This is a genomic window from Pararhizobium qamdonense, assembly GCF_029277445.1.
Taxonomy (GTDB): domain Bacteria; phylum Pseudomonadota; class Alphaproteobacteria; order Rhizobiales; family Rhizobiaceae; genus Pararhizobium; species Pararhizobium qamdonense.
The window spans coordinates 3347224-3368321 of record NZ_CP119566.1 but is presented as its reverse complement, the minus strand read 5'-3'; the positions used below and the strand labels follow the sequence as shown (position 1 = coordinate 3368321).

General features: G+C 59.4%; 21 protein-coding genes. 14 read left to right on the top strand and 7 right to left on the bottom strand.

Annotated elements, in window-relative coordinates; genetic code table 11:
• Positions 1-49 precede the first annotated feature (49 nt).
• Positions 50-925: a tyrosine-type recombinase/integrase gene (locus PYR65_RS16445; protein ID WP_276121082.1), complete on the top strand. Its 876-nt coding sequence runs from the start codon at positions 50-52 to the stop codon at positions 923-925.
• Positions 926-1027: 102 nt separating this feature from the next.
• Positions 1028-2047: a porin gene (locus PYR65_RS16440; protein WP_276118739.1), complete on the top strand. Its 1020-nt coding sequence runs from the start codon at positions 1028-1030 to the stop codon at positions 2045-2047.
• Positions 2048-2151: 104 nt separating this feature from the next.
• Here PYR65_RS16440 and PYR65_RS16435 read toward each other — a convergent pair whose 3' ends face one another.
• Positions 2152-3075, bottom strand: a complete 924-nt coding sequence (locus PYR65_RS16435) for an alpha/beta fold hydrolase (protein ID WP_276118738.1) — start codon at positions 3073-3075, stop codon at positions 2152-2154.
• A gap of 342 nt (positions 3076-3417) precedes the next feature.
• Positions 3418-5520, bottom strand: coding sequence for a lytic transglycosylase domain-containing protein (locus PYR65_RS16430; RefSeq protein WP_276118737.1), 2103 nt, complete (start codon positions 5518-5520; stop codon positions 3418-3420).
• 299 nt (positions 5521-5819) lie between these two features.
• Here PYR65_RS16430 and dapA point away from each other — a divergent pair, with 299 nt between their 5' ends.
• A complete protein-coding gene (gene dapA / locus PYR65_RS16425; protein WP_276118736.1) occupies positions 5820-6704 on the top strand; it encodes a 4-hydroxy-tetrahydrodipicolinate synthase in 885 nt (294 codons plus the stop codon).
• Entirely contained in the window at positions 6704-7180 is a 477-nt protein-coding gene (gene smpB, locus PYR65_RS16420) for an SsrA-binding protein SmpB (RefSeq protein ID WP_060641404.1), read from the top strand. The genes dapA and smpB overlap by 1 nt, the downstream gene beginning before the upstream one ends.
• A gap of 66 nt (positions 7181-7246) precedes the next feature.
• Here smpB and PYR65_RS16415 read toward each other — a convergent pair whose 3' ends face one another.
• Positions 7247-7825, bottom strand: coding sequence for a LabA-like NYN domain-containing protein (locus PYR65_RS16415; RefSeq protein WP_060641403.1), 579 nt, complete (start codon positions 7823-7825; stop codon positions 7247-7249).
• Between the two features lie 585 nt (positions 7826-8410).
• Between PYR65_RS16415 and rpoZ the strand changes: the two genes are divergently transcribed.
• The 8 genes from rpoZ (at position 8411) to era (ending at position 15586) form a co-directional block, all read left to right on the top strand.
• Positions 8411-8818 carry a DNA-directed RNA polymerase subunit omega gene (rpoZ, locus tag PYR65_RS16410; protein ID WP_060641402.1) on the top strand — a complete coding sequence of 136 codons (408 nt, stop codon included), beginning with the start codon at positions 8411-8413 and terminating at the stop codon, positions 8816-8818.
• A 176-nt stretch (positions 8819-8994) separates the two neighbouring features.
• Positions 8995-11217 (top strand): RelA/SpoT family protein, encoded by a 2223-nt coding sequence (locus PYR65_RS16405; protein WP_060641460.1) that lies wholly within the window; start codon positions 8995-8997, stop codon positions 11215-11217.
• A 239-nt stretch (positions 11218-11456) separates the two neighbouring features.
• Positions 11457-11609, top strand: coding sequence for a DUF3563 domain-containing protein (locus PYR65_RS16400; RefSeq protein ID WP_082546971.1), 153 nt, complete (start codon positions 11457-11459; stop codon positions 11607-11609).
• 212 nt (positions 11610-11821) lie between these two features.
• Entirely contained in the window at positions 11822-12400 is a 579-nt protein-coding gene (locus PYR65_RS16395) for a DUF2062 domain-containing protein (RefSeq protein WP_060641400.1), read from the top strand.
• Positions 12401-12486: 86 nt separating this feature from the next.
• Positions 12487-12894 carry a holo-ACP synthase gene (gene acpS, locus PYR65_RS16390; RefSeq protein ID WP_060641399.1) on the top strand — a complete coding sequence of 136 codons (408 nt, stop codon included), beginning with the start codon at positions 12487-12489 and terminating at the stop codon, positions 12892-12894.
• 189 nt (positions 12895-13083) lie between these two features.
• Positions 13084-13830, top strand: a complete 747-nt coding sequence (gene lepB, locus PYR65_RS16385; RefSeq protein ID WP_060641398.1) for a signal peptidase I — start codon at positions 13084-13086, stop codon at positions 13828-13830.
• On the top strand, positions 13827-14543 hold the full coding sequence (gene rnc / locus PYR65_RS16380; protein ID WP_276118735.1) for a ribonuclease III: 717 nt from the start codon (positions 13827-13829) through the stop codon (positions 14541-14543). The genes lepB and rnc overlap by 4 nt, the downstream gene beginning before the upstream one ends.
• A 110-nt stretch (positions 14544-14653) precedes the next feature.
• Complete coding sequence (gene era, locus PYR65_RS16375; protein WP_407951243.1) at positions 14654-15586, top strand: GTPase Era; 933 nt, start codon at positions 14654-14656, stop codon at positions 15584-15586.
• Between the two features lie 36 nt (positions 15587-15622).
• On the opposite strand, the gene arsH is transcribed toward era, so the two are convergent.
• The 4 genes from arsH to PYR65_RS16355 all read right to left on the bottom strand — a co-directional run bounded on the left by arsH (position 15623) and on the right by PYR65_RS16355 (position 18236).
• Positions 15623-16348: an arsenical resistance protein ArsH gene (gene arsH / locus PYR65_RS16370; protein ID WP_276118733.1), complete on the bottom strand. Its 726-nt coding sequence runs from the start codon at positions 16346-16348 to the stop codon at positions 15623-15625.
• A complete protein-coding gene (arsC, locus tag PYR65_RS16365; protein WP_276118731.1) occupies positions 16323-16745 on the bottom strand; it encodes an arsenate reductase (glutaredoxin) in 423 nt (140 codons plus the stop codon). The genes arsH and arsC overlap by 26 nt, the downstream gene beginning before the upstream one ends.
• A complete protein-coding gene (gene arsB, locus PYR65_RS16360) occupies positions 16742-17800 on the bottom strand; it encodes an ACR3 family arsenite efflux transporter (RefSeq protein WP_276118730.1) in 1059 nt (352 codons plus the stop codon). Before arsB ends, arsC begins: the two co-directional genes overlap by 4 nt.
• 79 nt (positions 17801-17879) lie before the next feature.
• Positions 17880-18236 carry an ArsR/SmtB family transcription factor gene (locus PYR65_RS16355; RefSeq protein WP_276118729.1) on the bottom strand — a complete coding sequence of 119 codons (357 nt, stop codon included), beginning with the start codon at positions 18234-18236 and terminating at the stop codon, positions 17880-17882.
• A gap of 187 nt (positions 18237-18423) precedes the next feature.
• Between PYR65_RS16355 and PYR65_RS16350 the strand changes: the two genes are divergently transcribed.
• Both PYR65_RS16350 and PYR65_RS16345 read left to right on the top strand, forming a co-directional pair.
• Positions 18424-19422, top strand: coding sequence for a glutathione S-transferase family protein (locus tag PYR65_RS16350; RefSeq protein ID WP_276118728.1), 999 nt, complete (start codon positions 18424-18426; stop codon positions 19420-19422).
• 303 nt (positions 19423-19725) lie between these two features.
• The gene (locus PYR65_RS16345) at positions 19726-20982 is read left to right on the top strand and encodes an SAM-dependent methyltransferase (RefSeq protein ID WP_060641392.1); all 1257 of its coding nucleotides are present in this window, start codon (positions 19726-19728) and stop codon (positions 20980-20982) included.
• Positions 20983-21098: the final 116 nt, after the last annotated feature.

The following is a 21098-nucleotide window of genomic DNA, read 5'->3' as shown; positions in this document are numbered from 1 at the left end:
CCGAGATCGAGACAAAGCAGGCGGCAACGCCGACTTTGGAAGCGCAGGTATCGGAGCCTACAGTCTCCATTACCAATTCGCTGTCGGCCGCCTCGCCAAACCGGTAGAAAGCGTATCTCTCAAGCTGCTCTTCGAGCGGTACGGAGATCTGCTCTGGGAGCCAGGTTCTCACAAATATAATGTGACGGCCTTTATATATGAACTCCACACTCTGCTGGTTACGCCTGAGTTCTCGGTATTCACTGACGAAATGCTCGATAGCCTGATCGCCTCACTTCGCAAACGCGGCAACAGTAATGCCACCATCAATCGGAAGATGGCTGCACTGAGCAAGCTGTTGCGGAAGGCGTTTAAAATGGGAGAGATCCACAGTTTACCCGAGTTTAGGCGGCAAAAAGAGAAATCTGGCCGTATCCGCTTTCTCGAATATGACGAGGAGGATCGGCTTTTTGCCGCGATCGAGCGCCATTCTGAACACTATCATCGCTTTTGTGTCTTCCTGGTTGACACGGGCGCGCGCCTGGGTGAGGCGATCAGCTTGCGGTGGAACGATATTAATGATGATCGCGTGACATTCTGGGTCACTAAGTCCGGTAGAAGCCGGTCAGTTCCTTTGACGTCGCGCGCCGCCTTGTCAGTCGCTCGGCGCCCCCAACAGATCGGTCCCTTCGTCACGATCGATCAGCAGCAATTCCGTGCTGTATGGAACCAAGCAAAGATGGAAGTGGGCTTGGCGACCGATAACGACGTTGTTCCTCACGTGCTTCGCCACACCTGCGCTTCGAGACTGGTACGAGGCGGCATTGACATCCGCCGTGTCCAGATGTGGCTCGGTCACCAAACTCTTCAGATGACCATGAGATATGCACACCTTGCCTCTCACGATCTGGATGTCTGCGTCCCGATATTAGAGCGGCATAAATAAGCGCGCAAAGTCGGCGAGCGTTTGGCCTTCCCGGAACTGGTCGGGGTTGTGGAGGGAAGGCCAAACGCGCTGGGACGAGGCATTTCTGACTGGAGGTCAGAAATGAACATCAAGAGCCTTCTTCTCGGCTCCGCTGCAGCTCTCGCAGCAGTATCCGGCGCCCAGGCAGCTGACGCAATCGTAGCTGCTGAGCCGGAGCCTTTGGAATACGTTCGCGTTTGCGACGCATTCGGCACAGGCTACTTCTACATCCCGGGCACGGAAACCTGCCTGAAGATCAGCGGTTATGTCCGTACACAGTTGGAATACAAGGAAAACGGCTTCAGCGATGACAGCACGGACCTGAATGCCTTCACCCGCGGTCAGCTGGTATTCGAAGCCAAGAACGACACTGAATATGGTGCGCTTTCTTCGGCTATCGTTATCAATGCCGAGCAGGATGATGGCGTTTACCTCGACGCAGCCTGGATCAGCATTGCTGGCTTCGACGTTGGTAACTACTACACATGGTGGGACGCCGATCTGAACGGCGAAGCTGACGTTCTGTCCTCGAACGACACATCGCTCAACGGTATTCGTTACACCTACGATGGTGGCACGTTCCAGGTTGGTGTTGCTGTTGAAGAACTCGAAGGCGCAACTGCCCTCTTTGGTACAGGCGACAACGGCAACGACGATATCGGCGCTGGCGGTCTCATCGGCTTCAGCCTCGGTGGCGTTAAGGCTACGATCATCGGCAGCTACGACTTCAACGCTGAAGAAGCTGCATTCCGTGCGATCGTCACTGCTGACATCGGCCCGGGCACGCTCGGCATCGCTGGTATCTACGCAACAGACGCCAACTACTACTGGGACGTTTCCGAGTGGTCGGCTTATGCTGAATACAAGATCCAGGCTACTGACAAGCTCTTCATCACCCCGTCGGCTCAGTACTTCGGCGATGTTGACTTCGTAAACGTTGATGCATGGCGCGTTGGCCTGACGGCTGGCTACCAGATCACTGAAGGCCTCCGTTCGCTCGCAACTGTTAGCTACACAGACGCTGACGAAGCTGGCAATGGCCTGACCGGTGCTTCGGACAGCCAGTGGAGAGGTTTCGTTCGTCTGCAGCGCGACTTCTAATCTCTGATTTTTATATCAGTGATGGAAAGCCCGGTCGAAAGACCGGGCTTTTTTGCGTTTTGCCATTGAGTCTAGAGTTTGAAGCAGTCTATAGGGCGGTGCTCTTAGGCAATCCCGTCGATGAATGCGGTCATGTTCGTCAGCAGATCCGGCCGGTGTAGCAGCGGTGCATGTCCTTGGCCCGCAGCGGTGACCACTTTCAGGCCCGGATGCCGTTTTCCCATCTCTAAGACGGTGGCTTCTGACAGGATGTTCGAATTTTCACCCCTGATCACCATCAGCGGCATTGTCTGAAAGCCTTGGTAAAGCGTCCAGAGATCGGGCACTTGAGTGTCTGCGTCGATGCCCTTCAACGGCTCGATGAGGGCCGGATCGAAATCGGCGGTGATGACACCGTCTTTCTCCCGGAAAATCGCCTGCGCCATATCTGCCCAGTCGTCATCATCAAGGGCAGGGAAGGCCGCACCATGCGTCCTTTTCAGGCTTTCGATCGCCTGTTCAAAGGATTGCAACGGCTGCTGCGCCTGCAGATAGTGCCGGATCTGCAGCAATCCGGCGATTTCGATGACGGGTCCGATGTCGTTGAGCACGATGCCTGTAAGCAGGGCGGGCCGCATGGCGGCAAGAAAATGCAGGATCAGGCCGCCGCGGGACGTGCCGATGAAGATTGCCTTTGCAATACCAAGATTTTCGCAGGCGCTGAGGACATCTTGCGCCTCCACGGGAAGCTGGTACCGGCTTTTGTCCGTGTCCCAGTCCGAAAACCCGCGCCCGCGATAATCCAGCGCGATGACGCGGCGTGGGCGCTGCGGATGGGTTGAAAGCTGCATTGCCAGACGATGAAAATCACGGCTGTTACGGCTGAGGCCCGGCAGGCAAACGACGGGCAGCGATGCCGCCGTTTGCGGATCGGCACGGCCATAATCGCGCGCATAAAGCTGCAATCCGTCGCTGGATGAAAACCGGTGTTCCTGAAAGCTGATCCCGTTCGTCACGATGTCTCCCTTCGCACATATGGGGAGAAGCATAGCGGCTAACGCCGGACCTGAAAGAGGGACGGCGGACTTTGTGCTTTATGCTGTTCAGGGCTGTCCCAGCTTGAGTGCTCTAACAGGATGCTGACAAAGCATATTCCCGGAATTTTGCAGTCCATTTGGGAAATTGCGCGAGCTGCAAAATCCCCTCATCCCCCCTCGGGTTTAACCCGAGGGCTTGTGGTGGGGATTCAGCCAGCTCAAGTCCTTGAGCTGAAAGAGTCTTTTGACCCGACGGACGTCGGGTCGCTGGATCCCCGCCACAAGGGCGAGGATGACGGAGAGTGGGGTATCGCTCTCGTCAAACAAGCGTCAACAGGGTTTGTCAGCAGCCTGCTAACGCCCTACGCGCAGATCCTGGACGATATCGGCAGTTTGTCCGAGCCTTGATTTGTAGACCTGATAATTCTCCATGACCCGCTGCACATAGTTGCGGGTTTCGGCAAAGGGAATGCGCTCGATCCAATCGACGACGTCGTCGATCGATTTGCCGCGCGGGTCGCCATAGCGGTTGATCCAGTCCGGCACGCGGCGGGGACCGGCATTATAGGCGATGAAGGTCAGAATGTAGGAGCCGCCGAAATCGTCGATCTGTTCTCCGAGATAATGCGCGCCGAGCGTGGCATTATAGGCGGTGTCGGTCGTCAGGCGTTCCTGGGAATAGGCAAGGCCGTGCCGCCCGGCAACACCCTTGGCCGTTCCCGGCAGGATCTGCAATAGTCCGCGCGCATTGGCCGGCGAGATCGCCGCCGGATTGAACGCGCTTTCCTGGCGGGCGATGGCATAGGCGAGTGCCTTGCCCGCACCGCTGATATTGGCATTGGCCGGAATGACGCCGATCGGGAAGGCAAGGGCCGCAACGTCGATGCCGCGGCCGAAGGCAATCTTGCCGATCTGCAGCGACAGTTGATGGCCACCGGCTTTTTCCGCGCGCGCCGAAAGAATGGCGAGTTCTCCCGGGCTCGTCAGCTCGTCGGCCAGCGCCCGGTAGAGATTGTCAGCCCGCCAGCCATGCCCCGCCGCCTCTAGCCGTGCGATCGCCTGCACCGCCTCGCGGCCCTCGAACCGGGCGCGATCGTCGCTTGACGGCGATGGATAGGTGACATTCAGCCCCTTGCGCCCGAGCTTCGCTGCGGCAAGCTGCCCGTAAAAGGTGCCGGGAAGCGTTGCTGCCTTGGCAAAATAATCCTGTGCATCGCCGGGAGCGCCGGCTTCGGCAGCGCGCCCCAGCCAATACCAGGCGCGCGAAACCGAAATCGGCCGGTTGGAGGCCTGCAGGATGCGTTGGAAGTGCTGCGCGGCGGTTGGCGCGTCCTTCAGACCCCGCAGAGCATACCAGCCGGCATGGAATTCGGCATCGACAATATCGGCCGGATTGACGGCGGAATGGTTTGCCGCGATCGCATAGGCGGCCTTGAATTTGCCCTGGTCGAGCAGCCCCCGGCTGATGATCCGCTGTTCCACCCACCATTCGCCCGGATTGACCAGCGCATCCTTGTCTTTCGAAAGCCCAGCCAGAAGCTTGGCCGCTTCCTCGTATTTCTGCTGCTTGCGCAGATATTCGACCCGGATGAACAGATAGGCCGGCTCATTGGCCCATGAACGGTCGACAGCCGCAATCAAAGCCTCCGCATTTGCAGCCTTCTTGGCAACGGCGATCCAGGCGCGGTACAAAGATTGCGCCTTGCCGAGATCGCTGAAACGGCTGGCCTGGTCGAGGCGGCCGCGATAGAGCAGCATTTCCATGCGCTGCTTGTGGTCGCCTGCCGTCAGAAGGCTTGGAAATTCCGCCAGGACCTTGGTCTCGGTATCGGTGTCGAGCGCATCTTTCAGCCAGAGGCCGCGCAACAATTTTGCTGCCGCATTGCGCTCGCCGGTCTCCTGCAGAGCCCGCGCCAGAATAATCGTGCCATCCGGCGTTTCCGGCCGCGTCGTGCCGAACGCGGAGAGAATATCGGCGGGCGCCGGATTTTCGCGGTACATGGCGCGTTCGGAATTGGCACGCAATGCGCTCAGCCCCGGCCAGCCCTTCAATTCCTGCTGCGCGGCGGCGATCTCATAGGACGGAACGCCCTTTTGACCGGACGTGGCAATCGCCCAGGTCAGGATATGCCGGTCGAGCGTGCCCTTGGCCATGGCGTCGCGCGCAAGAATGGCTTTTGCCGCATCCCGGTTGGAGAGCGCGTCAAGGCCGGTTTTCAGGTTCGAATTGACCGGGATCGCGGCGGTGGCAGAGATGATGGAGCCGGTAACCTCGGAACTTGCAACACCGGAGGAGGGTGCCCGTCCGGTCTTCACCAGCGTTTGCCCTACCAGTGCCTGCGGCTTCGACCGGGGCAAGGGTACCTGAAGGCCCTGCGCTGAAGCGGAAATGGCCGAGAACAGCACGGCCGACGCGCTGAGCGTCGCAATCATGCGGCGTAACATTTGCCCACGCATCCAGAACCCCACGCTTGCCCCTGACAGTCTCTCATTTGGCGATGCAATTGCTAACGAAAGGTTACCGGTTTTCATTCAATCCCATAAATATCGGCGCGTCCATTCTGGCCCATGGACCGGCCCTGAAAAGCGCGAAACTGCCGCTCAAACCGGCGCAATAGACGGGAACCGGCAACGAATGGCGCGATAGAGAGCTTGCCGCAGGCATTGCACATGATTAAGGTGCGCCAGTTTTCTAACCATGAAATGCGGCTAAAGCGTGGGTTGGTTTCAAGCTCCCGGGCCGTCAGGAGTCGTGCATGTTCAAGGGATCCATTCCCGCACTCGTCACCCCGTTCACCGCCTCCGGCGCTGTGGATACGGATAGCTTTGCCGCGCATGTCGAATGGCAGATCAGCGAAGGCAGTCACGGTCTGGTGCCGGTCGGCACGACCGGTGAATCGCCGACTTTGTCCCATGCCGAGCATAAACGTGTGGTGGAACTGTGCATCGAGACGGCGGCCAAGCGCGTGCCGGTGATCGCCGGCGCCGGCTCCAACAACACGACAGAGGCTGTCGAATTGGCGCAGCATGCCGAAAAAGCCGGCGCAGACGCCGTTCTGGTGGTGACGCCCTATTATAACAAGCCGACCCAGAAGGGGCTGTTCGCCCATTTTGCCGCTGTCGCCGAAAGCATCAAGCTGCCTGTTGTCATCTATAATATCCCCGGCCGGTCGGTTGTGGATATGAGCGTCGAGACGATGGCCGCCCTGCACAAGGCGTATCCGTCGATTATCGGCGTCAAGGATGCGACCGGCAAGATCGAGCGCGTCTCCGAGCAGCGCCTGTCCTGCGGCGCAGGCTTCGTACAACTGTCCGGCGAGGACGCGACCGCGCTCGGTTTCAACGCCCATGGCGGCGTCGGCTGCATCTCGGTCACCGCCAATGTGGCGCCGCGCCTGTGTGCGCAGTTCCAGGAAGCCACGCTTGCCGGTGATTATGCAACTGCGCTTGACTACCAGGACAAGCTGATGCCGTTGCACAAGGCGATCTTCATGGAGCCTGGCCTGTGCGGCGCCAAATACGCGCTCAACCGCCTGCGCCAGATGAGCCGCACCGTCCGTTCGCCGCTTTTGTCCACCTTGGAGCCGGCAACCGAGGCTGCCATCGATGCGGCCCTTATTCATGCGGGGCTGATCAACTGATGGCACCGAAGGGCAGCCAGCGTGTGGTCAAGAAAATTGTCGCGGAGAACCGGAAGGCCCGCTTCAATTACGAGATCATGGATACCTACGAGGCCGGTCTGGTTTTGACCGGCACCGAGGTCAAGTCGCTGCGCGAAGGCAAAGCCAATATCGCCGAATCCTACGCCACCGACGAGGGTGGCGAGATGTGGCTGATCAATTCCTATCTGCCGGAATATCTGCAGGCCAACCGTTTCAACCACGAGCCGCGCCGCCGCCGCAAGCTTCTCCTGTCCAAACGGGAAGCCCACCGGCTGCAAAGCGCGATCAACCGCGACGGCATGACGCTCATCCCGCTCAAGATCTATTTCAACGATCAGGGCAGGGCGAAACTGGAACTGGCATTGGGCAAGGGCAAGAAGCTGCACGACAAGCGCGAGACCGAAAAGGAACGCGACTGGAACCGGCAGAAGAGCCGGTTGCTGAAGGATCGCTAAGCGGCAAGCCGCATTCGCATATTAAAAAAAAGGACCGGCTGGATGATCAGCCGGTCCTTTTTGATGTCAATCGTGGAATTCGTCGTGGACCGGCTCCGTCACCCGCACGGGGCGTTCCGAAGGGTCGCGGCCGACTTCGGCTTTCAGGCTCACAAGCTCAATGAAATGGTCGGCCTGGCGGCGCAGATCGTCGGCGATCATGGGGGGTTGCGTCGACATGGTGGAGACGACGGAAACCTTGCGGCCCTTGCGCTGCAGCGCTTCCACCAGCGTGGTGAAATCGCCGTCGCCGGAAAAGATCACCAGGTGATCCACGGTTTCGGACTGTTCCATCGCATCGATGGCCAATTCGATGTCCATGTTGCCTTTGATCTTGCGGCGGCCGAGAGAATCAGTGAATTCCTTGGCCGGCTTTGTCACAACCTTGTAACCGTTATAGTCTAGCCAGTCGATCAATGGCCGGATTGATGAATATTCCTGGTCTTCGATCAGCGCCGTGTAATAATACGCCCGAAGCAGGTAACCCCGCTTCTGGAAGGCTTTGAGAAGCTTGCGATAATCAATGTCGAAACCAAGGCTTTTCGAAGCGGCGTACAAGTTGGCCCCATCGATAAAGAGCGCGATTTTTTCGCGTGGGTCGAACATCGTAATTCCTTTTTGTTGTCTCAATGTTTTTTGTTTTCAACCCAGGCGAGTATAAACGTCCTTGCGGCAGAACAGTCCGAATACATTAAGATTTCATCATATTCCAGCTTTCTAAAGCCAGCATTCGCTTTAGTCTAAGAAAATTGCGCTTGGAATAGCTATTTCTCGCAGTTTTTTGCCAGAAATAAGAGAGATCCGGCTTTGTTTAGATTTTTTTTCTGATGGGCGGGGCCGGGCGGCATCGGCGCGAATGTCAATTTCTCCATGGCCCATCAGGGGTTAGCGATATTCAATCATCATTTCGGCAGATGTCAAAGCCAATCGATGCGCCGTGGTTACCGGATTTTAATTTTATCGCAGCCGCGCGTTCCGCACGGATTTCCGGATATCTTTTTCCCCATTGCAGGAAAAACTTGAATTTATGTGGGTTTGATTGTATCGGGCAGGTTAATTCCTGAAATCGGAGCCGTGCATACCGTCAAGCCGACGGCTGGGCGGGTTCCGGTGTTGTTAATCGGCGCAGCAACGGGTTGTCGAACGGCATCCGTGATTTGAGTTGCGCTCTTGAGATCCAAAGGACAGGCAATGGCCCGCGTCACCGTTGAAGATTGCATCGACAAAGTCGATAACCGTTTCGAGCTTGTGCTTCTGGCAAGCCACCGTGCCCGCCTGATCTCGCAGGGCGCTGCCATCACCATCGATCGCGACAACGACAAGAACCCCGTCGTGGCGCTGCGCGAAATCGCCGATGAGACGCTGTCGCCGGGCGATCTGAAGGAAGACTTGATCCACTCGCTGCAGAAGCATGTCGAAGTCGATGAGCCCGAGCCCGATCCGGCTTCGATGATCAGCGGCGATGCTGCATCCGTTTTTGCCGATCAGTCGGGCGAAGACGATCAGCCGGAAGTCGTCACCTTCGACCGTATGTCGGAAGAAGAGCTGCTGGCCGGCATCGAAGGCCTGGTTCCGCCGGAAAAAAGCGACGATTATTGAGCCAATGCGGTGTCTGGCCTTGCGGCCGGACGCGCTGCTCTGATGCAATGCCGCGTTTTCGTTTGGAATTCGCGCGGCGCCGGTATTTGCAAAGCAGTGCGCCACTCCTATGATTGGCGCACTTTTTGTTTTCCGGACCTCTCTTTTTTCCGGACCCCTCCTGGAGCCCCTCGCGGATGATGCGCCAATACGAGCTCGTTGAGCGCGTTCAAAAATACAAGCCCGATGTGAACGAGGCGCTTCTCAACAAGGCCTATGTTTACGCCATGCAGAAACATGGCCAGCAGAAGCGGGCGAGCGGCGATCCCTATATCTCCCACCCTCTCGAAGTCGCAGCCATTCTCACCGAGATGCATCTCGATGAATCGACCATCGCGGTCGCTCTTTTGCACGACACGATCGAGGACACGACGGCGACCCGCGCCGAAATCGACGATCTTTTTGGCGAGGATATCGGCGCGCTGGTCGAGGGACTGACCAAGATCAAGAAGCTCGATCTCGTCACCAAGAAGGCCAAGCAGGCGGAAAACCTGCGCAAGCTGCTCCTGGCGATTTCCGACGATGTGCGCGTCCTGCTCGTCAAGCTCGCCGACCGGCTGCACAATATGCGCACGCTCGATCATATGTCGGCGGAAAAGCGCGCGCGGATTTCTGAAGAGACGATGGATATCTATGCGCCGCTCGCTGGCCGCATGGGCATGCAGGACATGCGCGAGGAGCTGGAAAACCTCTCCTTCCGCCATATCAATCCCGAAGCCTTCGAGACGGTCACCCGCCGCCTTGAAGAGCTGTCGACCCGCAATGAAGGGCTGATCAAGAAGATCGAGGACGAGCTTGGCGAACTGCTGCAGGCGAGGGGCCTGACGGGCACTCTGGTCAAGGGGCGCCAGAAGAAGCCCTATTCCGTCTTCAAGAAGATGCAGTCGAAGTCGCTCTCCTTCGAACAGCTGTCCGATGTCTGGGGCTTCCGCATCATCGTTGCCGATATTCCCGATTGCTACCGGGCGCTCGGCATCGTCCACACCCGCTGGCGCGTCGTTCCCGGCCGGTTCAAGGATTATATCTCTACGCCGAAGCAGAACGACTACCAGTCCATCCACACCACCATCGTCGGTCCGTCGCGCCAGCGTATCGAGCTGCAGATCCGCACGCGGCTGATGCACGAGATCGCCGAATACGGCATTGCCGCGCACACGCTCTACAAGGATAGCGTCGAGCCGGTCGGCGAGGTGAAGCTGTCGCCGAAGTCGAACGCCTATTCCTGGCTGCGCCGGACGATCGAATCGCTGGCCGAAGGGGATAATCCCGAAGAATTCCTCGAGCACACCAAGCTCGAACTGTTCCAGGACCAGGTCTTCTGCTTCACGCCGAAGGGCCAGCTGATCGCTTTGCCGCGTGGCGCGACGCCGATCGATTTTGCCTATGCGGTGCATACCAATATCGGCGATACCTGCGTCGGCGCCAAGATCAATGGCCGCATCATGCCGCTGGTCACCCGTCTCAACAATGGCGACGAGGTGGAGATCGTGCGTTCCGGCATCCAGGTGCCGCCGCCGGCCTGGGAAGAGATCGTCGTGACCGGCAAGGCCCGTGCCGCCATCCGGCGCGCAACCCGTGCAGCCGTGCGCAAGCAATATTCCGGCCTCGGCTACCGTATTCTCGAGCGCACGTTCGAGCGCGCCGGCAAGTCGTTCACCCGCGAGGGCATGAAGCCGGTCCTGCACCGGCTCGGCCACAAGGAGATCGAGGATGCCATCGCTGCCGTTGGCCGTGGTGAACTGTCTTCGCTCGATGTGCTGCGCGCCGTCTATCCCGATCACCAGGACGAGCGTGTCACCATCAAGCCCAGCGACGATGGCTGGTTCAACATGCGCAGCGCCGCCGGCATGGTCTTCAAACTCCCCGGCCGTCCCAAGGACATGTTCGACGTCCTGGACGGAGAGGGGCCGGAAGCCCTGCCGATCCGCGGCCTGTCCGGCAATGCCGAGGTGCATTTCAGCGCGTCCGGCGCAGTGCCCGGCGACCGCATCGTCGGGATCATGGAGAAGGACAAGGGGATCACCATCTACCCGATCCAGTCGCCGAGCCTGCAGAAGTTCGACGAGGAATCCGAGCGCTGGATCGATGTGCGCTGGGATCTGGATGAGGCCAACAACACCCGCTTCATGGCGCGCATCCAGATCAACGCGCTCAACGAACCCGGCACATTGGCCGAAATCGCCCAGGCCGTCGCCACCAGCGATATCAATATCCGTACCCTGTCGATGGGGCAGGTGGCGGCCGATTTTAGCGAGTTCCAGCTGGATATCGAAGTCTGGGACCTGCGCCAGCTCAACCACCTGATCACCCAAATTCGCGACCTGCCAAGCGTGTCCACGGTCAAGCGGGTGTTCGAGTAAGGCCGCAGGCACTTGCCTATCGTTTGAGGGCGGCACTGTCCGGCGGCGCCTCTGTTTCGCCGGAATTGACAGCTCTTGCGCATAGCTTGGCGGCAATTGCCGTTTGATTGTGCATTCTTTGCGGCGAAAATAGGCTGGCCATGCGCGGAGTGCATGGCTGCCGCCTTTTAGTAGCTCTGGTGCATACACGCCGCGTCCACTATCTTCAGCGTCGGGAGGTAAACGAAAGAAGGTTTACCATGTTTAAGCAACTGAAGAAGATCACCAACGCCCTGCGCGTCCCGTCTGTCGAAGACCGCGAACTGAACTATCTGAATGGTTCGCTCGACCGGATCGACCTGGAATACCGTCAGCGTCAGATCGACCGCGGCCTGTTCCGCAACTCGTTCTAATCTATGCCCCCTGTCCGGCTGCCTGCTTCGGTAGGCTGCCGGGACCTATGCAAAGAGCGTATAGCAGCTTGTCTTTTTGCGCCTGATACGCAGCTTCTAAGCGCCCACCGATATCAGCGCAAGCGCGGCGTTTTTGCACCTGTAGCGCTTGAAATGCCGATTTTCGCGCAGCCGCCATTGAACAGCCATATCCGCATCGTCTATCAGAGCCTATGTTGTTCAGACGCAAAAAACCGCCGACCTGGTCGGGAAAGCTCCGTGAATTCCTGTGGCCGCGAAAGGGTTTTTCGCGCGGGCTGCGGTATCTGTCGATGCGCGTGCTGCGCCTGTCGTCCTCGCCCCATTCGATCGCGGTCGGCGTTGCCGCCGGTGCTGCCTCCTCCGCCACGCCATTTGTCGGCTTTCACATTCTCATCGCGCTCGCCTTTGCCTATCTCCTGTCCGGCAACATGATCGCAGCCGGCATTTCCACGGCTCTAGCCAATCCGTTGACCATCCCGTTCATCCTGGCGGCCACCTATGAGGTTGGCCTGATCGTGCTGGGGACGGAGGGCAATGGTGCGATGGCCGGCCAGGATATCCTGCATATGCTGCGCCATCTCGAATTTTCGCATCTTTGGGAGCCGGTCTTGAAGCCGATGCTGATCGGCTCATTGCCGCTTGCGGCGGTCAGTGCGGCCGTCTTCTATGTGGCAGCCTTTTATGCCGCCCGGCTATTCCAGTCGCGCCGCCAGATGCGCCGTCAAAACAAACTGCGCGCCCGCAGCGTCGCCTTCGCTGAGGACGTCTGAGCGCTGACGGCTGTTGAACCGCAATATTTGGCAAAGGGTGCACCGGGTGCGCCTGTGGCCCTCTCTTTTAAGGTATTTTCATTTCGATGATTATCGGCATCGGCAGTGACCTGATCGACATCCGGCGTATCGCCAGTTCGCTTGAACGCTTCGGTGAGCGTTTCAGCCATCGTTGCTTCACGGATGTCGAGATCCGCAAGTCGGAAGGCCGCAAGAACCGCGCCGAATCCTATGCCAAACGCTTTGCCGCCAAGGAGGCCTGTTCGAAGGCCTTGGGAACCGGTCTTTCGCAGGGCGTGTTCTGGAAGGATATGGGCGTCGTCAATCTGCCGGGCGGCAAGCCGACCATGCAATTGACCGGCGGGGCTGCAGCGCGGCTGGCCGAAATCCTGCCGGATGGCCATCGCGGCGTTATCCACCTGACCATCACCGACGATTTTCCCCTGGCGCAGGCCTTCGTCATAATTGAAGCTCTGCCCGTTGCTCAAGATTGAGGAAGCGTTTAGAGCATGTCTCGATGACGTGGACCGTATAATCGGGCTGAGGTTCATTTGAAAGGACGGCGCCGCGCGCGATAGGCGTGAAGCAGCCTCCGATCGGATGACCCGGCAGGATACGGAACTCCAAGCAATTCTCCGCCCGGCTTTCAAGCGCGGGCGGGTCCAGATCAAGGAACAAGTCGCGTGGCAGAACATATCGACAAGAAGCAGGCCGGCGGCCTTTGGGAAAACGTCAAGGTCATCATCCAGGCGCTTCTCTTGGCCGTGGTGATCCGCACGGTATTTTTCCAGCCGTTCACCATCCCGTCGGGCTCGATGATGCCGACGCTGCTTGTCGGCGACTATATCTTCGTCAACAAGTTCGCCTATGGCTACTCGAAATACTCGCTGCCGTTCTCGCCCGACCTGTTCGAGGGCCGGATCTTTGCCAGCGAACCCAAGCGCGGCGATGTCGTGGTGTTCCGTTTCCCGCCGAACCCGGACATCGACTATATCAAGCGCCTGATCGGCCTGCCGGGCGATAAGGTCCAGGTGCGCGACAGCATTCTCTATGTCAACGACAAGGCCGTTGAGCGCGTGCCGGACGGCATGTTCCGCGCCGATGATCAGTATGACACCGGCGCCGATGTGCCTGTGTATCGCGAGACGCTCGATAACGGTGTCAATTTCGACACGCTCGACCAGTTTCCCGATTCGCGCGGCGACAATACCCGCGAGTTCATCGTTCCCGCAGGCCATTATTTCATGATGGGCGACAACCGCGACAATTCGGCCGACAGCCGTTTTGACGTCGGCTTCGTGCCCGCGCAAAACCTGATCGGCCGCGCCTCGATGATCTTCTTCTCGCTCGGCAACGACACGTCCTTCCGCGAAATCTGGAAATGGCCGGCCAACCTGCGCTACGACCGCCTGTTCAAGGGCGTCGAATGAGCAAGGGCCGTTCGCTGAACACAGAGGACCGGCAGCGGCTGGAAGTCACGATCGGCTACAGCTTTGCCCAGAAGGAACGGCTCGACCGGGCGCTCACCCATTCCAGCGCCCGCAACGCCAAGGGGTCCAACTACGAGCGGCTGGAATTTCTGGGTGACCGCGTGCTGGGGCTCTGCGTTGCCGAACTGCTGTTCGATACCTTCAAGGATGCCGACGAAGGCGAGCTTTCGGTTCGCCTCAACCAGCTCGTCAGCGCCGATAGCTGCGCGCTTGTGGCTGATTCCTTGTCCCTGCATCTGTTCATCCGCACCGGCGCCGACGTGAAGAAACTCACGGGAAAATCGATGCTCAATGTGCGCGCCGATGTGGTAGAGTCGCTGATCGCGGCGATCTATCTCGACGGCGGGCTGGAGGCGGCCCGTGGCTTCATCCAGAGGCACTGGTCGTCGCGGGCAAGCCGGGTCGATGGCGCGCGGCGCGATGCCAAGACCGAATTGCAGGAATGGGCCCATGCCAAGTTCGGCGTGACGCCAAGCTACCGCATCGACGACCGCTCCGGCCCGGATCACGATCCGCGCTTCACTGTGACGGTCGATATACCCGGCATCGGCCCCGAAACGGGCATCGACCGGTCCAAGCGCGCCGCCGAACAGGTGGCCGCCACGAAAATTCTGGAGCGCGAAGGCGTCTGGAAGAAAGCGACGACGGCCTGATCTGTCCGGAGGCACGGTTCCTCCCGAAAGATCAGGCAATCCTTTGATGGACAATGCGATTTTGCGCGCCTCAGCGGCGCCCGGTCGCCCAATCGGAAATGACGGACACGATGAGCGAAACAGAACCAACAGCAGTAGACACCGGAGAGGGCCCGACCCGGTCCGGTTTCGTCGCCCTGATCGGCGCCACCAATGCCGGCAAGTCGACGCTGGTCAACAAGCTGGTCGGCGCCAAGGTGTCGATCGTCAGCCACAAGGTGCAGACAACCCGCGCCATCGTGCGCGGCATTGCCATCCACAAGCGCGCCCAGATCGTCTTCATGGACACGCCCGGCATCTTCAAGCCGCGCCGCCGTCTGGACCGCGCCATGGTGACGACCGCCTGGGGCGGCGCCAAGGATGCCGACGCGATCATGATGCTGATCGACAGCGAACGCGGCCTGAAAGGCGATGCGGAAACCATCCTTGAAGGGTTGAAGCATGTCGAACAGCCGAAGATGCTGGTTCTCAACAAGATCGACCAGGTCGAACGCGAAGACCTGCTGAAGCTTGCGACCGCCGCCAACGAATTCGTCGATTTCGAACGCACGTTCATGATCTCGGCGCTGACCGGTTCCGGCTGCGACGACGTGCTCGACTATCTCGCCATGAAGCTGCCGGAGGGTCCCTGGTACTATCCGGAAGACCAGATTTCCGATCTGCCGATGCGCCAGCTCGCCGCCGAAATCACCCGTGAAAAGCTGTTCCTGCGCCTGCATCAGGAACTGCCCTATTCGTCGCATGTCGAAACGGAGAAATGGGAAGAGCGCAAGGACGGCTCGGTGCGCATCGAGCAGGTCATCTATGTCGAGCGCGATAGCCAGAAGAAGATTGCGCTCGGCAAGAACGGCGACGCGATCAAGGCGATCTCCATGGCGTCGCGCAAGGAACTCTCCGAAATCCTCGAACAGCCGGTCCACCTGTTTCTGTTCGTCAAGGTCCGCGAAAACTGGGGCGACGACCCCGAACGTTTCCGCGAGATGGGCCTGGAATTCCCGAAGTAAGACCAAGGCGCTGGAAACGGCGCCTTTTTCACTTCGTCAGATGCTCTTCAGCGCGACCCGCTGTTCAAGTTTGCCTGCCTCTTCCTTGCGTTCGCTGTAGCGGTCGGTGAGATAGCTTGAGGCATCGCGCGTTAGCAGCGTGAACTTCATCAGTTCCTCCATCACATCGACAACGCGGTCATAATAGGGCGATGGCTTCATCCGGCCGTCGGCGTCGAATTCCTGGTAGGCCTTGGCGACGGAGGACTGGTTGGGGATGGTGATCATCCGCATCCAGCGGCCGAGAATGCGCATCTGGTTGAGTGCGTTGAAGCTCTGCGAACCGCCGCTCACCTGCAGGATCGCCAGCGTGCGCCCCTGCGTCGGCCGCACGGATCCGACCGAGAGCGGGATCCAATCAATCTGCGCCTTCAGGATGCCGCTCATGGCGCCGTGCCGCTCCGGGCTCACCCAGACCTGACCTTCCGACCACAGGGATAGCTCCCGCAATTCCTGCACTTTCGGGTGGCTGGCCGGGGCGGCGTCTGGGAGGGGCAAGCCTTCCGGATTGAAAAATTCCACCTGCGCGCCGAAATGTGTGAGCAGGCGGCCCGCCTCCTGCGCCAGAAGACGGCTGTAGGACACGCTCCGCAAGGAACCGTAGAGGATGAGGATGCGCGGCGGGTGGCTGGAAAATGCCGGCCGCAAAGCCGCGATATCCGGTTGGGCAAGATGGTCGGTGCTGGCTGCGGGAAAATCAGACAATGCGCTTGCCCCCAGCATCGAGCACCTGTTCGCCGTCTTCCTTGGCAAAGGCGCCTTGATGCCTATTGGGCAAGATGTCGAGCACGACCTCGGACGGGCGGCACAGCCGTGTGCCCATCGGCGTCATGACGAAAGGTCGGTTGATAAGGACCGGATGTGCCAGCATGGCATCGAGCAGCTGGCCGTCGCTGAGTGCAGGATCGGAAAGCCCAAGCGCGTCAAACGGCGTGCCCTTTTCGCGGATTGCAGCGCGCACGCTAAGGCCAGCCGCCGCGATCATCGCCTTGAGTTCGTCCCGTCCCGGCGGGTTTTGCAGATACTCGATCACTTCAGGCTCGATCCCGGCATGGCGGATCATCGCCAGCGTGTTGCGCGACGTGCCGCAATCCGGATTGTGGTAAATGGTGACGGTCATGGCTGGATACTCCTGGTGTCAGTCGTTTTGTTGAGCGGCAGACCGCGCTCGTACCATCCCCGGCTCCGGTTCACGATCCACACCACCGACAGCATCACCGGCACTTCGATCAGCACGCCGACCACCGTGGCAAGGGCTGCGCCGGAGTGGAAACCAAAAAGGCTGATCGCGGCCGCGACGGCGAGCTCGAAAAAGTTCGATGCACCGATCAAGGCGGAGGGGCCGGCAATGCAGTGCCTTTCGCCTGCCAGGCGGTTCAGCACATAGGCCAGCCCGGAATTGAAATAGACCTGAATCAGGATGGGCACTGCAAGCAGCGCGATCACCGCCGGCTGTGCGATGATCTGTTCCCCCTGGAAACCGAAAAGCAAAACCAGGGTCGTCAGGAGCGCGAGAAGAGACACGGGTTGAAGTTTGGCAAGGAGGTGGTCGAGCGATCCGGGACTGGCTGAAAGCCGCCTGCGGATCAGTTGCGCAACCAGAACTGGAAAGATGATGTAAAGACCGACGGACAAGAGAAGCGTGTCCCACGGGATTGTGATTGCGGATAGTCCGAGCAGGAGGGCGACGATCGGTGCAAACGCCACGATCATGATCGCATCGTTGAGGGCAACTTGCGACAGCGTGAAATGCGGCTCCCCCCTCGTCAGATTGGACCAGACGAAGACCATGGCGGTGCAGGGAGCTGCCGCAAGGATGATGAGGCCGGCGATATAGGAATCGATTTGCGCCTCAGGTAGCAGCGGCCGCAACAGCCAGCCGATGAAAAGCCATGCCAGAAGTGCCATCGAAAAGGGCTTCACGGCCCAGTTGATGAAAAGCGTGACCCCAATGCCGCGCCAGTATTGTCCGACATGGCGAAGGGCCGAAAAATCGATGCGCAACAGCATCGGAATAACCATCAGCCAGATCAGCACGGCAACCGGTATGTTGACCCGGGCGATTTCAGCAGCGCCGATCGCCTGGAACATCCCTGGCATGATGTAGCCCAGCGTGATGCCGGCGATGATGCACAGGAAAACCCAGGCCGTAAGGTAGCGTTCGAATGCTGACATGATTCAGGCTGCGTCTTTCTGACTGTCAAACACGTTGATGCGGTGTTCAGGGCGGGGAAGAAGAGGATAGGCAAAGCGGTCAGGCATGGCCCTGTTCCTTTGGCGCGCAGCAGGGCACGAGGTCGGCGATCAGCGGTGCGCAGAGATCGGGATGGCCCGAGCAGCAATCCTTGACGAGAAACGTCACCACGGTGCGCAGGCTGTCGAGGCTGGCGCGGTAGACGATCGAGCGGCTCTGCCGTTCCGCCGTGATCAGCCCGGCACGCTGCAGGATCGCCAGATGGGTGGACATGGTGTTGTGGGGAACCTCCAGCTGCCGGGCGATTTCGCCGGCGGGCAGTCCATCCGGTTCGTGGGTCACAAGCAGCCGGAAGGCATCCAAGCGCGTGGTCTGGGCAAGGGCTGCAAAAGCCGCGATGGTGTCAATATTGTCCATATGTCGAGATTTATCGACATAATTATCATGCGTCAAGCATTTTGGACAGGCCGAACGGCGGTGCCAATCATCGAACAGTCTGTTGCGGGTCTGCACCCTTGCCGTTTTCGCAGGTCCATGAGATTCCAGAGGGCGTGACAGCCCGGCAGTTCCGGGCTTTTGCCGGGACAATGACGGGGACGAGACAATGCCGCAGCTGGTCGATGGAAAATGGGAAACGGGGGATGTCGCCGCCAGCGAGATGAAGAACGGCGCCTTTCACCGCGAGCCGACCAGCTTTCGCAGCTGGATCACGGCCGATGGATCGCCGGGCCCGGACGGGCAGGCGGCCCTTCCAGCTGAAGCCGGGCGCTATCAGCTCTTCGTTGCCTTCATCTGCCCCTGGGCGTCGCGCACCCTGATGATGCGCGCCCTGAAAGGGCTGCAGGATATCGTTGCGGTGTCGATCTCCGAGCCGGAACTTGGCGAAAACGGCTGGACCTATCAGGAGCCGCAGGATGCCGGTCCGCGCGCCGGCAAGATCCGCTACCAGCATGAACTCTACACCGCATCGGACCCGCACTATACCGGCAAGGTGTCCGTGCCGGTGCTGTGGGATCGCAGGCAAGGCCGTATCGTCAACAACGAGTCTGCCGATATCATCCGCATCCTCAACACGGCCTTCAACCATCTGACGGGCGATAGCCAGGATTTCTATCCGCAAAGCCTGCGGCCGGTCATCGACCGCTGGAACGCGCCGATCTACGACCGGGTCAACAACGGTGTCTACCGGGCAGGCTTTGCCAGGACGCAAGGCGCCTATGAGGAAGCGGTCACCAGCCTTTTCGGCATGCTGGATACGCTGGAAGACCATCTTTCCAGCAACCGCTATATTGCGGGCACCCATTTCACCGAAGCCGATATCCGCCTCTTCGTTACGCTGATCCGCTTCGATGCCGCCTATCACGGCGCTTTCAAATGCAATCTGCGGCGTCTGGAGGACTATCCCAGCCTGTCGAATTACCTGCGGGAAATCTATCAATGGCCCGGCATCCGCGAGACGGCGCGGATCGATCATATCAAGCGCGGCTACTACTCCATCGCCCATATCAACCCAACCTTGATCGTGCCGCTCGGCCCAGAGCTCGACCTTGATCGTCCGCATGATCGCGAAAGGCTTGCAGGCGAGGGCGTAATGGCCGTTTGACCGCGAAGGATTTGCTAAGCAAATAAATCCTTGAGGGACCAGTGCACCTATTGCGCAATGCTAAAATGGAATTATCCTAGCGGATGTTCTGATGGATAGAGCTCCCCGGCCGGGGTGCCCAGACGATCTGTCCGGCAGCCGGACGGCGACCGTTTCAGCGTTGCCGCACATCCCGTGTGCCCCGGACGACGCCGACGGCGCTCCAGCTGCGGTTCTTCTCGTTTCCGAACGTCCGGCATAACCAAGGCCGGCGGCACGTGACCATTCACCAGAATGTTTTAGCATCTGTGGTCGAGGTCCGGAATGAACACGACATTTCTGAGAATTTTCCGCCGGCTGGTTCAAAAAGGCAATCTGACACTCATCCTCTCGTCTGGAGAACGTGCCATTCTCGGCGACGGGTCCGGCATTCCCGTCACCGTGCGAACGCTGGATGAGGAGGCCGAAAAAGCCATCCTGCGCGATCCGGGCCTGCGCTTCGGCGAAATGTATGTCGAAGGCCGCATCGTTATCGACGAGGGCAATATCTTCGATCTGATATCGATGGTGAAGGCCAACGGCCTGGAAAAGGCGGCCACCATCAGCAATACGGCAACAGCGCTTCTGCATGTGGCCGAGCAGCAGATCAAGAGCCGCCTGCCGGTCAATCGCAACAAGCACAATGTCGCCCATCATTACGATCTCGACGGCAAGCTGTTCGACTTGTTTCTGGATCAGGACTGGCAATATTCCTGCGCCTATTTCGACCCGCCCGGCATCAGTCTGGACGAGGCACAGGCGGCCAAGAAGCGCCATATCGCCGCCAAGCTCCTGCTGCAGCCCGGACAAACGGTGCTGGAGGTCGGTTCCGGCTGGGGCGGCATGGGCATGTATCTGGCTGAATCTTCTGGCGTCAATGTCACCGGCATTACGCTCAGCGAGGAACAGCTGAAAGTCTCGCGCGTCCGGGCGCAAAAGCGCGGGCTTGAAGACCGCGTCCGCTTCGAGCTGCAGGATTACCGCACGATGGTCGATCGGCAGTTCGACCGCATCGTCTCTGTCGGCATGTTCGAGCATGTCGGCATGGCAAATTACGGCAATTTCTTCACCAAGATGGCCGGCCTTTTGGCGCCCAAGGGCGTGATGGTGCTGCATTCGATCGGCCAGGCGGAAAAGCCCTGGGCGACCAATCCCTGGATCGAGAAATATATCTTTCCCGGCGGCTACATGCCGGCGCTGTCGGAAGTGGTGCCCGCAATCGAAAAGGCGCGGCTGGTTATCCGCGATATCGAGATCCTGCCGATGCACTATGCCCACACGCTGCGGGCCTGGCGCGAGCGGTTCACCGCGCGCAAGGAAGAAGCGATCCGGCTTTACGACGAGCGGTTCTTCCGCATGTGGGAGTTCTATCTCGCCTCGTCGGAAACGGCCTTCCTCTACGACAACCTGTCGATCTTCCAGATTCAGCTGTCGCACGAACTGGAGGCGGTGCCCTTTACGCGCAACTATATTTCCGAGCGGGAAGCGGCCTTGCGCGACTTCGAAAAGACCCGTGCGCCGCTGGAGCCGGTGGAATTCTGAGCCACCGGCGGCCACGTCATCGCCATCCATCTGTGGACGCCCCCGCGACGGCTTGCGCCTTCACTTGGCCTTGAAGGCATGTGCATCTATGGTTCCCGCCAAATCACCGCAAACCA

Excerpts from the sequence above, each read along its gene's own strand:
- arsH (WP_276118733.1), bottom strand. The coding sequence starts at position 16,348 with ATGCTGGGGGCAAGCGCATTGTCTGATTTTCCCGCAGCCAGCACCGAC.
- PYR65_RS16395 (WP_060641400.1), top strand. The coding sequence starts at position 11,822 with ATGTTGTTCAGACGCAAAAAACCGCCGACCTGGTCGGGAAAGCTCCGT.
- dapA (WP_276118736.1), top strand. The coding sequence starts at position 5,820 with ATGTTCAAGGGATCCATTCCCGCACTCGTCACCCCGTTCACCGCCTCC.
- rpoZ (WP_060641402.1), top strand. The coding sequence starts at position 8,411 with ATGGCCCGCGTCACCGTTGAAGATTGCATCGACAAAGTCGATAACCGT.
- PYR65_RS16400 (WP_082546971.1), top strand. The coding sequence starts at position 11,457 with ATGTTTAAGCAACTGAAGAAGATCACCAACGCCCTGCGCGTCCCGTCT.
- PYR65_RS16350 (WP_276118728.1), top strand. The coding sequence starts at position 18,424 with ATGCCGCAGCTGGTCGATGGAAAATGGGAAACGGGGGATGTCGCCGCC.
- rnc (WP_276118735.1), top strand. The coding sequence starts at position 13,827 with ATGAGCAAGGGCCGTTCGCTGAACACAGAGGACCGGCAGCGGCTGGAA.
- PYR65_RS16345 (WP_060641392.1), top strand. The coding sequence starts at position 19,726 with ATGAACACGACATTTCTGAGAATTTTCCGCCGGCTGGTTCAAAAAGGC.
- PYR65_RS16430 (WP_276118737.1), bottom strand. The coding sequence starts at position 5,520 with ATGCGTGGGCAAATGTTACGCCGCATGATTGCGACGCTCAGCGCGTCG.
- PYR65_RS16435 (WP_276118738.1), bottom strand. The coding sequence starts at position 3,075 with ATGCTTCTCCCCATATGTGCGAAGGGAGACATCGTGACGAACGGGATC.
- smpB (WP_060641404.1), top strand. The coding sequence starts at position 6,704 with ATGGCACCGAAGGGCAGCCAGCGTGTGGTCAAGAAAATTGTCGCGGAG.
- acpS (WP_060641399.1), top strand. The coding sequence starts at position 12,487 with ATGATTATCGGCATCGGCAGTGACCTGATCGACATCCGGCGTATCGCC.
- era (WP_407951243.1), top strand. The coding sequence starts at position 14,654 with ATGAGCGAAACAGAACCAACAGCAGTAGACACCGGAGAGGGCCCGACC.
- PYR65_RS16415 (WP_060641403.1), bottom strand. The coding sequence starts at position 7,825 with ATGTTCGACCCACGCGAAAAAATCGCGCTCTTTATCGATGGGGCCAAC.
- PYR65_RS16405 (WP_060641460.1), top strand. The coding sequence starts at position 8,995 with ATGATGCGCCAATACGAGCTCGTTGAGCGCGTTCAAAAATACAAGCCC.
- arsC (WP_276118731.1), bottom strand. The coding sequence starts at position 16,745 with ATGACCGTCACCATTTACCACAATCCGGATTGCGGCACGTCGCGCAAC.
- arsB (WP_276118730.1), bottom strand. The coding sequence starts at position 17,800 with ATGTCAGCATTCGAACGCTACCTTACGGCCTGGGTTTTCCTGTGCATC.
- PYR65_RS16355 (WP_276118729.1), bottom strand. The coding sequence starts at position 18,236 with ATGGACAATATTGACACCATCGCGGCTTTTGCAGCCCTTGCCCAGACC.
- PYR65_RS16440 (WP_276118739.1), top strand. The coding sequence starts at position 1,028 with ATGAACATCAAGAGCCTTCTTCTCGGCTCCGCTGCAGCTCTCGCAGCA.